The sequence below is a fragment of the Gulbenkiania mobilis genome (assembly GCA_004346645.1).
GTDB classification, from domain to species: Bacteria; Pseudomonadota; Gammaproteobacteria; order Burkholderiales; family Chromobacteriaceae; genus Gulbenkiania; species Gulbenkiania mobilis.
Map to the genome: position 1 here is coordinate 185,453 of SMDA01000002.1, position 12,711 is coordinate 198,163.

Annotated in this window: 10 protein-coding genes; 6 read left to right on the forward strand and 4 right to left on the reverse strand. The window is 65.8% G+C overall.

Going from position 1 to position 12,711, the window contains the following annotated elements; genetic code table 11:
• Window positions 1-129: 129 nt before the first annotated feature.
• Window positions 130-2,841: a preprotein translocase subunit SecA gene (secA, locus tag EV669_RS03700; RefSeq protein WP_132097906.1), complete on the reverse strand. Its 2,712-nt coding sequence runs from the start codon at window positions 2,839-2,841 to the stop codon at window positions 130-132.
• A gap of 214 nt (window positions 2,842-3,055) precedes the next feature.
• Here secA and EV669_RS03705 point away from each other — a divergent pair, with 214 nt between their 5' ends.
• A complete protein-coding gene (locus tag EV669_RS03705) occupies window positions 3,056-3,481 on the forward strand; it encodes a DciA family protein (protein ID WP_054285252.1) in 426 nt (141 codons plus the stop codon).
• 159 nt (window positions 3,482-3,640) lie between these two features.
• On the forward strand, window positions 3,641-5,278 hold the full coding sequence (locus EV669_RS03710; RefSeq protein WP_132097907.1) for a methyl-accepting chemotaxis protein: 1,638 nt from the start codon (window positions 3,641-3,643) through the stop codon (window positions 5,276-5,278).
• Window positions 5,279-5,381: 103 nt separating this feature from the next.
• Here the strand turns inward: EV669_RS03710 and EV669_RS03715 are convergent, their stop codons facing one another.
• Window positions 5,382-6,809: an MATE family efflux transporter gene (locus EV669_RS03715; RefSeq protein ID WP_132097908.1), complete on the reverse strand. Its 1,428-nt coding sequence runs from the start codon at window positions 6,807-6,809 to the stop codon at window positions 5,382-5,384.
• A 106-nt stretch (window positions 6,810-6,915) separates the two neighbouring features.
• Here EV669_RS03715 and EV669_RS03720 point away from each other — a divergent pair, with 106 nt between their 5' ends.
• Complete coding sequence (locus EV669_RS03720) at window positions 6,916-7,818, forward strand: LysR substrate-binding domain-containing protein (RefSeq protein ID WP_083460500.1); 903 nt, start codon at window positions 6,916-6,918, stop codon at window positions 7,816-7,818.
• 70 nt (window positions 7,819-7,888) lie between these two features.
• On the opposite strand, the gene EV669_RS03725 is transcribed toward EV669_RS03720, so the two are convergent.
• A complete protein-coding gene (locus tag EV669_RS03725; protein WP_132097909.1) occupies window positions 7,889-10,111 on the reverse strand; it encodes a TonB-dependent receptor in 2,223 nt (740 codons plus the stop codon).
• A 70-nt stretch (window positions 10,112-10,181) separates the two neighbouring features.
• Complete coding sequence (locus tag EV669_RS03730) at window positions 10,182-11,381, reverse strand: MFS transporter (protein ID WP_132097910.1); 1,200 nt, start codon at window positions 11,379-11,381, stop codon at window positions 10,182-10,184.
• A 159-nt stretch (window positions 11,382-11,540) separates the two neighbouring features.
• Between EV669_RS03730 and EV669_RS03735 the strand changes: the two genes are divergently transcribed.
• From EV669_RS03735 to EV669_RS14020, 3 genes are all read left to right on the forward strand, one after another.
• Window positions 11,541-11,984, forward strand: a complete 444-nt coding sequence (locus EV669_RS03735) for a SidA/IucD/PvdA family monooxygenase (RefSeq protein WP_132097911.1) — start codon at window positions 11,541-11,543, stop codon at window positions 11,982-11,984.
• A gap of 234 nt (window positions 11,985-12,218) precedes the next feature.
• The gene (locus tag EV669_RS03740) at window positions 12,219-12,503 is read left to right on the forward strand and encodes a hypothetical protein (protein ID WP_132097912.1); all 285 of its coding nucleotides are present in this window, start codon (window positions 12,219-12,221) and stop codon (window positions 12,501-12,503) included.
• Between the two features lie 26 nt (window positions 12,504-12,529).
• Window positions 12,530-12,682 (forward strand): hypothetical protein, encoded by a 153-nt coding sequence (locus EV669_RS14020; protein WP_165922691.1) that lies wholly within the window; start codon window positions 12,530-12,532, stop codon window positions 12,680-12,682.
• Window positions 12,683-12,711: the final 29 nt, after the last annotated feature.

The window sequence follows — 12,711 nt, forward strand, 5'->3', positions numbered from 1 at the left end:
CTCCCGTGAGCGAAGCGGCCGGGCCGCAGGATGGTTGCCCACCATTGAGCCCAAAGCCCCTGCCGACGGCAAGCACGCGCGGCATGAAAAAAGCCGGCCCAAGGCCGGCTTTTCGCGGGAAGTGCCCTGTCAGGCCAAACGGCCGTGGCACTGCTTGTACTTCTGGCCGCTGCCGCAGGGGCAAGGGTCGTTGCGTCCCACCCGCAGACCCTGCGCCGCAAGCGCTTGCGGACTGAACGGATTGTCGTCGCCTTCGGCCAATGCGTCCTGCGGCAACGCATGCTGCATGGCCATGTCGGCGGGCGCGTGCGGCTCCACCGCGTCCACATCCTCCTGGCCGCGCACCTGCACCGTCATCAGCACGCCCACCACGCTGCGCTTCACTCGCTCCAGCATGTCGGCGAAGAGTTCGAAGGCCTCGCGCTTGTACTCCTGCTTGGGGTTCTTCTGGGCATAGCCGCGCAGGTGGATGCCCTGACGCAGGTGGTCCATCGAGGCCAGGTGCTCGCGCCAATGATTGTCCAGCATCTGCAGTACCAGGCTGCGCTCGAAGTGGCGCATCACTTCCTCGCCCGCCATCGCCACCTTCTCCGCGTAGGCGGCTTCGGCCTGCTCCATGATACGGGCGCGCAGGTCGGGGATGTCCAGGTTCGGCTCGGCCTTCAGCCACTCTGCCACGGGGGCGCTGATCTGGTACTCCGCCTCCAGCGCCTTCTCCAGACCGGGCAGGTCCCACTGCTCTTCCAGCGAATCTGGCGGCATGAAGCGGTCCACCATGTCGGTGATCACGCCTTCGCGCATGTTGGCCACGATGTCCGAAACATCGTCGGACTCCAGGATCTCATTGCGCTGCTGGTAGATAACCTTGCGCTGGTCGTTGGCAACGTCGTCGTACTCCAGCAGCTGCTTGCGGATGTCGAAGTTACGGCCTTCCACCTTGCGCTGGGCGTTCTCGATCGAACGGGTCACCCACGGGTGCTCGATAGCCTCGCCTTCCGGCATCTTCAGGCGGTCCATGATGGCGGCCACACGATCCGAGGCGAAGATGCGCAGTAGCGGATCTTCCAGGCTGAGGTAGAAGCGGCTGGAGCCGGGGTCGCCCTGACGGCCCGAACGGCCGCGCAACTGGTTGTCGATACGGCGTGATTCGTGGCGCTCGGTGCCGATGATGTGCAGGCCGCCGGCAGCCAGCACCTGCTCGTGCAGTTCGGACCATTCGCTGCGCAGGGCAGCGATGCGGGTGGCCTTCTCCTCCGGGCTGAGCTGTTCGTCGGCCTCGATGGCCTTGATCGCCGGGTCGGGGTTACCGCCCAGTACGATATCGGTGCCGCGGCCGGCCATATTGGTAGCCACGGTGATGACGCCCGGTCGGCCCGCCTGGGTGATGATCTCGGCCTCGCGCGCATGCTCCTTGGCGTTGAGCACGTTGTGCGGGATGCGGGCAGCATTGAGCAGGTTGGAGATCAACTCCGAGTTCTCGATGCTGGTGGTGCCCACCAGGGCCGGCTGGCCGCGCTCCACGCAGTCCTTGATGTCGGCCAGAATCGCGTCGTACTTCTCCTTGGCGGTACGGTAGACCTTGTCCTGGGCGTCCTTGCGGATCATCGGACGGTTGGTGGGGATCACCACCGTCTCCAGGCCGTAGATCTGCTGGAATTCGTAGGCTTCGGTGTCGGCAGTACCGGTCATGCCCGACAGTTTGCGGTACAGGCGGAAGTAGTTCTGGAAGGTGATCGACGCCAGGGTCTGGTTTTCGCGGTTGACCTGCACGCCTTCCTTGGCCTCGACGGCCTGATGCAGCCCTTCGCTCCAGCGGCGCCCCGGCATCAGTCGGCCGGTGAACTCGTCCACGATCACGACCTCCCCGTCCTGCACCACATAGTGCTGGTCGCGATGATAGAGGGCATGGGCACGTAGCGCGGCCATCAGGTGATGCATCAGCGTGATGTTGGTGGCGGAGTAGAGGCTGTCGCCCTCGGCCAACAAGCCCATCTCGGCGAGGATGGTCTCCGCGCGCTCGTGGCCCTGTTCGGACAGCATCACGCTGTGGGCCTTCTCGTCCACCCAGTAGTCGCCTTCGCCTTCCTCGGTTTCCTGGCGCTTGAGCAGCGGCGGGACTGCATTCATGCGACGGTAGAGTTCGACGTTGTCTTCCGCAGGGCCGGAGATGATGAGCGGGGTGCGTGCCTCGTCGATGAGGATGGAGTCCACCTCGTCCACCACCGCGAAGGCCAGCTCGCGCTGCACTTTTTCTGCCAGCGAGAACACCATGTTGTCGCGCAGGTAGTCGAAGCCGAACTCGTTGTTGGTGCCGTAGGTAATGTCGGCGGCGTAGGCGTCCTGCTTGGCGTCATGCGGCATCTGAGACAGGTTCACGCCCACCGACAGACCGAGGAAATTGTAGAGGCGTCCCATCAGGCTGGCATCGCGGCTGGCCAGGTAGTCGTTGACGGTCACCACATGCACACCCTTGCCGGTCAGGGCATTGAGGTAGACCGGGAGCGTGGCCACCAGCGTCTTGCCCTCGCCGGTACGCATTTCGGCAATCTTGCCGTCATTGAGCACCATGCCGCCGATCAGCTGCACATCGAAGTGGCGCATGCCCATCACCCGGCGGCTGGCCTCGCGGCAGACGGCAAACGCCTCCGGCAGCAGGCCTTCGAGCGTCTCCCCCTGCGCCAGGCGCTGCTTGAATTCCGGGGTCTTGGCGGCCAGCGCCTCGTCCGACAGGGCCTTGAGACCTTCTTCCAGCGCGTTGATCCGCAGTACGGTCTGACGATACTGTTTCAGGAGCCGGTCGTTGCGGCTGCCAAACACTTTCTTGAGAAGCGTAGAAATCATCTAAAAGGGTCCTGAGGCCAGCAACCGGCCCGAAAAATGGGGAAAAGTGTAGCACAACCATCCCGTCCGGTATGGGGGCGAACATGCGCCGCATCAAGCCTTGGTGAAGAAGGCCGGCCCGGCCTCCGGTTCCGGAGCAGGCCTTTCGGCCAACCTTGCGCCGGGTTTTTGGCTACAATCGGGGCACGCGCCACCATTTCCGTCCGTACCCGCCATGAGCAGCCAGACCTTCCAGGACTTCCTCCGCCGAGACAGCCGCCTTGCCCAACTGGGTGCCGAGGCACGGCAGCGTCTGGCGCTCGACCGCGCCTTCCGCAAGCTGCTGCCCGAGCCGCTGCAGGCGTGTTGCCAGGCGGCCGGCATTAACCAGGGCGAGCTGGTGGTGTTCGCGCATACCGGCATCGCCGCCGCCCGGCTGCGCATGCTGGGCCCCAGCCTTCTCCCCGCCCTGTCCGCCGCGGGCCATGCGGCCGATCGTCTGCGCATCCGTGTTTCCCTGCAGCCGGTGCGCCGTAGCCGCCCCAAGGGCATCGGTTTCACGCCCGGCGCCCTGGACTGCATTGCTGCCAGCGTCGCCAGTGTGCCGCACCCGGACGTGCGGGCGGCGTTGGAGAACCTGGTGGCACGCCATCGCCGCTAGCCGCCTCTAAACGCGCCTGTCTTCTCTGCGGTTGACCCGGATCGGGTTGCGAATACTTCTGATTGACATTTGTCAAGCAAGCGCGAAAAAGCCATCCCATTTTCATAAAACTGCCACACAATCCCGGTCTTTCATAAAAGAAGATGTAACGGGGTGTGTATGCGTGACTGGACAGTGGGCCGCAAGCTGGCCTGGGCCTTTGGCGGCATCGTGCTGCTCGTGATCGTACAGACGGCGGTGCAATACTTGGCCATGACGGCGATTCATAGCAATCTGACCTCCATCAGCGAGGACAACACCTTCCTCGTCGAGAAGGCCACCCAGCTCAACCAGAACCTGCAGAAACAGCGCACCCTGTACCGCGACGTGGTGATGTACCCCGATGCGGCCAGCAAGCAGAAGGCCGTGGCCGGCATGGCCAAGGCCCGTACGGAATACGATGCGCTTCTGGCGGAGATCCAGGCCCACTTCGGCACCTTCCGCCCCAGCGAGCGCGAGAAGCTGCTGATGGATACGCTGATCGTCCAGCGCAAGCTGAGCGAGCCGCCGGTGGACAAGATGATGGCGCAGGGTCTGGCCGGTGATCAGGCCGGTGCCATCCAGACGATGGAGAAGGAGTTGATCCCGGCAGTAAAGCCTTGGCGTGAAGCGATCGAGGCTTTGGTGGCCGAGGAGCAGAAGGAAACACGCGTGGCGCTGGCCGAGATCGATGCCGCCTACGAGCGCAGCATGCTGGTGCTGTGGGGGGCCTCGGCGGTGGTGCTGGTTCTGGCGGTGCTGTCCGGGCTGCTGATTGCCCGTAGTATTCGCCGCCCACTGGCCACCGCGGTACAGGCGGTGAGTACGGTGGCGGCGGGCGACCTGACGGTAGAAGTGCCCGAAGGCGGCGCCGACGAGGCTGGCGCCGTACTCAATGCGATGCGCACCATGACGGCGCGACTGGCCGAGGGCGTCTCCGGCGTGCACCGTCACTCGGGCGAAGTGACCGCGCTCACCGAAACGCTGGCGCAAGCGGCCCAGCAGACACTGGTTTCGTCGCAGAGCCAGTCACAGGTGGCGGCCGCATCCGCAGGGGCGATCGAGGAACTCACCCACAGCATCGGTGCGATTGCCGAGGCGGCCAGCCATCTGAAGGGCGAGGCGGAAGCGGCGTTGTCGGCCACCCGGGAAGGCACGGGCCGGCTGGATACGCTAGTGGCCGAGGTCAACCGTGTGGAGGGCATCGTACGCACTATTGCCAGCGCGGTACATGCCTTCCTCGAGAAGAGCCGCGAGATCAACACCATGACACGCGAGGTGCGCGACATCGCTGACCAGACCAACCTCTTGGCCCTGAATGCCGCCATCGAGGCCGCACGTGCCGGCGAGCAGGGCCGCGGCTTTGCGGTGGTGGCCGACGAGGTGCGCAAGCTGGCGGAGAAATCGGCCAGTTCGGCGGGCGAGATCGACCAGGTGACCACTTCGCTGGATACACAGTCGCATGCGCTGGAACGGGCGATCGAGGACAGCCTGGCGGCCCTGTCCACTAGCCGGCAGTCAGTACAGCAGGTGGCCGACGGACTGCATGCCAGCGAGGAGGCCGTCGCACGCTCCAGCCGCAGCGCGGACGATATTGCCAGTTCGGTGGCCGAGCAGCGCACCGCCAGCCTGGATCTGGCCCGGCATGTGGAGGTGGTGGCGAGTGCCGCCGAGGAAAACTGCAACGTGATGCAGGACATGCACCATCGGCTGCAGCAGATGGTGAGCTTGGCCGAAGCCCTGCAGTCCAGCGTGCGCTTCTTCCGCATCCGCGCCTGACGCAGAGGGCGTGAGTCGAAGATGGGTACGCCATGGGTACCCAGCAAAGGAAAAGGTTGGCCGAAACTTCGGCCAACCTTTTTCATGCCTGCGCCTGGGTGGCTTACAGCCCGACCTGCCTGCGCCCGGCAATCAGGGCGTGAGACAGTTTCTCGAAGCGCCACATCAGCAGGAGGCCCGCGCTCACCAGACCGGTGGTCAGCCCCACCCACACGCCCAGTGCTCCCAGCGGACCGTGCGACAGCACCCAGGCGAGCGGAAAACCCACTCCCCAGCATCCCAGCCCATACACCACCATCGAAAAGCGCGCATCCTTCACCGCCCGCAGGGCGGCCCCGAGAATGCTCTGCCAGGCATCAATGACGAACAGCAGCGCCGCCACCGGTGCCAGCGTCAGTGCCACCGCCCTGGCCGCCTCGGCGCCCGGCCGCCCCGCGGGCAGGAAGGCCGACAGCAGTGTTTCCGGCATAAGCAGCAGCACGCTGGCGGTCACACCCGTCCAGACCAGGGCCAGCAACTGGCCGGTGAGAGCGGCCCCGCGCGCCCGACGCGGTTCACCCGCGCCGATCGCCTGTCCCACACGCATGGAGATCGCGTGCATCAGCCCCATCGGCACAATGAAGCTGGCGATCACCAGTTGCATCATGCTCTGGTGCGCCGCCAGCTGTGCCGCCCCCAGCGCGCCCATCAGGTAAGCCGAAGCACTGAACAGGCCGCTTTCCATGCCCAGCGTACCGGCGGTGGGCAACCCCAGCCGCAGTACCGGCCCGATCATCGCCAGGTCGCGGCGCCGGATGCGTCCGAACACCGGGTAACGGGCAAAGCCACGGTGGTGGCGCACCACCCACGCGAAGGCCATGCCCATGTAGAAGTAGGTAATCGCCGACGACAGCGCGATGCCATAGACCCCAAGGCCGCGCCAGCTCCCCAGACCCTGCGATAGCAGCCAGCCAAGCACGGCAGACAGCGCCAGCGCGCTGAAGGTGATGAAGGGCACCGGCCCCGGGCGGTTGATGCCCGATGCAAAACTGCGCAGCGTAAGAAACAGCAGGCCGAAGGGCAGCCCCCAGACGAGCACCCGCAGGAAGCCGGCCGCCACCCGTGCCATTTCGGGCGCCTGCCCCAGCATCAGCATCCAAGGCTCGGCGTGCCACAGCAGCACGCCGGCCAGGAGGCTCAGCCCGGCGCCCAGCACCAGTCCGGCGCGTACCGCGGCCACCAGGCGGCGGCGTTTGCCGGCCCCATACGCCAGGGCCACCAGCGTGCCCGAGGCCGAGAGCACCCCGAACGCGAGCACGTACACCAGAAAGTACGTCGAAAGCGCTAGCGCGCCGCCCGCCAAGGCTGCGGGCCCCAGTTGGCCCATCAGCAATGAATCGACGAACAGAATGCCGCTTTGCGCCAGCTGGGACAGAATCAGTGGCCAGGCCAAGCGCCAGAGGCTGGGCACCTCGTGCATGAAGGCAGCGCATCGCGCGGCAAGATAGCCGGCAGCACGGTAAGGAGAGAGAAAGCGAAGAGCGGCAAGCATAAAGAACGATTCCTTAAAGGAAATAATGGCTTATGGCTTGCCAGCATAGCGGGCGCAAGCGAGCGTGACAAAGCAGTTATACTCATGCCATCCATGAGGAAAACGCATGACTGCCCCAACAATGCGCCTGCCCCCGCTCAATGCCCTGCGTGTGTTTCTGGCCGCCGCTCAGGCACGCTCTTTCACCCAGGCCGCGCAGGAGATCCATCTCACGCAAGGGGCCGTCAGCCGGCAGATCCAGACGCTGGAGGCCTTCTACCGCACGCCACTCTTCGTGCGGGAGCAGCGCGGCCTGACGCTGACGGCTGCGGGGGAAGCCCTGTTGCCCGCAGTGCAGCAGGCCTTCGGGTTGATCCGCGAGGCGAGCGAGGCGCTGGCCCGGCGTGAGAGCGACATCCGTGTGCGTGTTGCCCCGACACCGGCCATGCGCTGGCTGCTGCCCAACCTGCCGGACTTCCAGACGCGTCATCCGGAATACACCCTGCACCTGATCACCCAGCTGATGCATGACACCCCTTTCAATGCAGCGGAGTACGATCTGGCGATCGTCGGTCTGACCGAACCCTCGATGCCCGGCCTGATCTCCGAATGCCTGTCGCGCGAGCAGCTGGTGCCGGTATGCGCGCCCGGCCTGCTGGAGCGTGGCCCACCGCTCGTCACCCCCGACGACCTGCGGAACTACGTGCTGTTGCACCCTTGGCGGGAACAGGACTCCTGGGGGGCGTGGCTGCGGCTGGCCGGTGCCCGCCGGGTGGACGGCAAGAGCGGCATCACCTTCGACACGCTGGAATTCGCCCTGCATGCGGCGGCGCGCGGCATGGGGGTGACGCTGGCCCAACTGTCGATGATCCACGAGGACGTTGCCAGCGGCCGGCTGGTGATTCCCTTTGACACCGTGCTGGAAACCGAATGGGGCTATTACCTCGTCTACCCGGCCCACCTGGTTGAATCGCCGAAGGTAAAAGCCTTTCGCAACTGGCTGGTGGCCCTCCTGCCCGGCATGCGCTGAGACACGCTTCGGCCAACCCTGCATGAAAAAGGCCGCCCGCGGGCGGCCTGGCGATGCAGACGCATCCGGATCAGAAGCTGGCGCGCACGCCAACACGGACGGTGCGGCCAAAGCCGGATACCTGGCTGTTGCGCACGGCGCTAGCCGTCGAGTTGAGGTATTGCCGGTTGAACAGGTTGTCCACGCCCACGTCCAGTGTAGTGGTCTTGTCGAGTGGGTAGGCCAGCGAGGTGTTCACCAGGAAGGACGAGTCGATGTCGTACACCACCTGCTGACCCGTCTTGTTGACGGTACCGTCCCAGCGGTGACGGCCCTGCAGGTACACCCCCTCCAGATACCAGCGGGCGCCGTTGCCGAAGCGATAGTCGCTGTAGAGCGTGGTGCGCAACGGCGACGGAATGCGGTTATTGGGCAGGTAGGCTTCCAGCACGCCGTCGCCGTTGTAGTCCCGCTTGCCTTCGGTGTAGCCAAGGTTGCCGCCCAGCGTCCAGTATTCTTGCACCGCGTACGAAGCGGTCAGGTCCAGCCCGCGGATCTCTTCCTTCTGTTGCGAAAGCCGGTTGGTGACCACGTCATAGTTGGTGCCCTTGTCGGAGCGGCTCAGGTAGGCACTGGTGTTGAACTGCCAGCGGTCCCACACGCCGCGTAGGCCCAGCTCGTAGTTGTCCACCACCACCGCCTCCACGCCGAGGTTGGCATAGCTGATGGCCGGCAACTGGGCATTGGGGTTGGTGGTGAGATAGCGCTTGTCGTTGCCGGCCCGGCGTGTGAAGCCCCCCACATCCGGCAGTGAATACCCTTGGGAGAACCCGCCGTAGAGATTGAGGTTGTCGGTGAGATCGTACACCGCGCCCAGATTGAATACCGTGGCGTCGTAGCTGTAGCTGCCACCCTTCACGTCGACGGCCGGCAGGTACAGGTTGGCACCGGAGCCGTTCTTGCCCGAGTAGAGCGTGCTGCGGGTGAAAGCCCCGATGTCCAGGTCGATGTTCTCGTAGCGGGCACCGCCGCGCAGCTTCAGCCGCTCGGTGACCGGCAGGTCCAGCTGCGCGAAGAGCGCCCAGGTGGTCTGCTTCATCGGCGCCGATGTATTCACCCCATCGTAATAGGTCTGCGCGGTACGGTCCTGTCCGCCTTCCAGCCCCCAAGTCAGCGAGGGGGCGCGTGGTGCCTGCCCCAGCGGGGTGTTCACCGTCACCGCGAACTCCGCCTGCTCCGAGTTGACCACGGTCTGGCTATTGGGTGAGACCGGACTGGCCGGGTTGCCGGAGTAATACACCGACGGGTTCACTGACAACAGCGGCGAATAAGCAAAGCGCTTCTCGATGTTCTTGTAGCTGGCCCGGGCATCCAGGCGGCCGAGGAAGAAGCCGGCATCGGTATAACGCAGCGTGGCGAAGGCCGAGTTCTCGTACACGCTCTGGCCGGTGTAGGGGGAGCGGTAATCCACCGCCACCGGCTGACGACTGTAGTCGGTGAAGTAATCCGGCTTCTGGTCCAGGCGCACCGCATCCAGTGACAGCTCCAGACGGCGGTCGGCATCCAGGTTGCGGCCAAGCTTCAGGCCGGCCACATAGCGTTCGAGGTTGTCGCTGCCGCCCTGCCCGGCAATCGCATCCGAAGGCAGCTGCGTGCCGTGGGCGTCGAACACATCACGCGTGCCCTGGTAGGCCAGCGAGGCTACATAGTCGAATTGCCCGGTGTTACCCGAAGCCCGCACCGACACGTCCGGCGACAGCGAGTCACCCACGTTCTCGGTGAACGCGGTCATGCCCAGATTGACATCCACCTTGAAGATGCCGGGCGCGGCCTTGCGGGTAATGAAGTTGACCACGCCTCCGGTGGCACCACTGCCCCAGACGCCGCTGGCCCCGTTGACCACCTCCACCCGCTCGACGTTGTTCAGGTCGATCAGCGACAGGATGCGCGATACCTGGCGCAGCGGCGTGCTGCGCGGCACGCCATCCACCAGAATCTGCAGCTCGCGGCCCCGCATCGTCATCGAAGTGGAGGACATGGTCTGGGTGGTACCCTGCAGGCCGGGCACATGCCGCTGCAGCAACCGGGCGGCGTCATTGCTGGAAGCCAGCTGCGCCTCCACCTCCTGCCGCCGGATCACGCGCACCGTCTGCGGGATGGAACCGGCCGACTCATTGGCCCGGGTGGCGGTGACCACCACGGTATCGAGGGTAGCTGTGGGGCGGGTCGCCGCAGCGGCCTGATCAGCATTGGCGTGGGGGGCATAGACCAGCGCAACGGCCAGCGCCAAGAGCGAAGGAGCGTATGTTTTCATGGTTGGCAGGATATTAACGTAAATGAGAAGCGATATTATTATCAATATTGCCTACCGACAACAACCATGATTACGGCATCGCGGCCTCCCGGGACGGGCGAATCACGCGTCCCAACATCCCCGCCAGCAGCAGCGCGCCCAACACCGCCAGCCACAGCGGCGCATCGGGGTGACGATCGAACAGCCAGCCACCGAGCGCGGCACTGACGGTGTAGCCCACAGTATGTGCGGTGGCCAGCGCGGCACTGACCCGGCCGGGGTTGCCGGCCCCTGTTACCTCCACCGCGCGGTGTGTGTAGGTGGGCACCACCAGTGCCAAGACCGCTGCCAAGCTGGCCAGACCCAGCCACGCCGACCAGCCACTGCCGGTCAGCGGCATCAGCGCCAAGGCCGGCACCAGCCCCCAGGCGGCCCGCACAGCCTGCCGCTCGGCTCGGGCCAGACGAGGCAAGAGCAGCAGCTGGACGGCCAGCGACCCCGCACCGGCCAGCCCCATCATGCCGCCCAGGCGGGCCGCCGCCACCTCCGGGCTCCAGTGCAGACGCGCGACCAGCCAGCTCGCCGTCACGTACTGCACCAGGCCCAGCGTGCATTGGCTGACAAAGGCCACCAGCCAGTAGGGCGCCAATCCACGCCAGACCGGCCATGGCCGCACCGTCGCGACCGTCGGCATGGTACGGGCTTCGGCCAACCCACCCAGCGCGGCCAACACCGGCAGCGCGGCCAGCGCCACCAGCCACAGCGGCCCCAGCGGACTGACCCACAGGGTGGCTGCCGCCAGCAGAGGACCGACCAGCCTGCCGAAGGTCAGCCCCGCCGACAGGCGCGACAGGCCCGGCAACCGTTTGTCAGCAGGCCAGCCAGCAACCAGCCAGCCCTGCGTTGCGGTCACCAGTCCGGATACCGTCAGCCCGTACACCACGCGGCTGAGCAGCAGGCCCACGCCCACCGCGTCACCGCTCAGCCGCCCAGCCCGACACGCCAGCACCAGTCCCAGCAGAAAAACGTGGCTCACCAAAAAACCGGTCAGCGCCACCATCAGCACCGGCTTTCGGCCGATACGGTCCCCGACCAGCGCCCACAGCGGAGTACCCACCAGAAACAGTGCACTGCCGAGCGCGAAGGCCCCGTTGATGCGGGCGAGGCTCAGCCCGGTCGCAGCCATCAGCAAGGGCTGGAAGGTGAACAGCGCGGCCTGGCCCAGGCCCATCACCGCACAGGCGGCCACCAGCGTCAGCAACAGCCGCGGCGAAGAAAACGGCAACACCATGATGCCTCATCACTCCAGTAGAGCGTGGATTGTAGGCTGACCACGCCCAGCGCAAACGAGAATTGCTATCAAATAAAAACCACCCACCCCATAAAGCCCCACCGCGATGACGTCTGCCGAGCGCAGCCCTTCATTTCCCTGTCGCCCCCGGGCGAACGGATGGCGATCACCGCCTTTCTCAACCCCCTGCTGCGCGCATGGCCGGGCTGGCAACCGCAACGAGGCACTGGTACAGGTAGGGTATCCGCCCGACGCTGCCGCACCAGCGGCTGGACTTTTGCCAATCCCACCAGCCCTTCTTCCTTCCGGGCCTGGTGGGTGGCCCATCAGCGCTTCTACCGCTTCATCAATACGGAGGCCCCGCAGGTGCAACGGCGTGAGTTCGCTGACTGCCCGCGCTGGACGGCGGCCCCACTGCCCAACCTCGCGGTCGGCCGCGATATCCGTGAAGTCCGCCACAACGGCCGCTACGTTGTGCTGCCCATGGCAGAGGGCGACAGGGCGGCCCACAATCTGGTGGTGGTCACCGGGGCCGTGCTGCAGCCACCGGACTGGGCCACGCCCTGGCTGGGTGAGGGCTGTGGGCATGCCCGCCGCTACTGACCAGCCCACTATCGCTGGAAGGCAAGCAGGTAGCGGTGGTGGGCGGCGCCCAGAGCGGGGACCGAGCCTGCTTGAGTTGATGACCGGTCAGCACAGCGAAGCAGGAGCTCTGGCCTTGGCCAACCGTCGCCAGACGTTGGAGCCACAGGAGGAAAGCCACTGCACCCACGAATACTTCACGCAGGCCTACGTGGCCGCCTTCCACGCCCCCCCAAGACGCGCAAGACGCCGATCGTGGAACGGCCGCAGCTGGCGAGCGACGGCCTCTCTACCGACACGCTGGCCGCCCTGACGCAGGCGCTCAACATGCGCGGCCCCCTCACTCCGGGCGCCACCCGTCCGGGCATCCTGTCGTACCGCGAGGTCCGCCGCTTCACGCAGCAGGGCGGAAGGGTCCTGTTGATGATGAACAACAACCTGGAGGACGGCAGAGAGCCTCTGGAGGGTACGGAGTGCGCTTCGCCACCGGCTACCGCTACGCCCTGCCGCCGTGCCTGGCGCCGATCACACAACAACTAGCGTGCCGTGAAGCTGGCCGACCGGTGGTGACGGCCGACTTTTCGCCACGCTGGAAGGCCCCAGCCAAACAGCGCATCGACCTCCAGAATGCCGGCCGGCTGAGCCACAGCATTGCCGACCCGCCGCTGTCGCTGGCGGCGTGGCGTAGCGCGGTCGTCGTCAACAGCCTGATGGGCTGACACCACTCCAACGACTACGACGCCCCGCA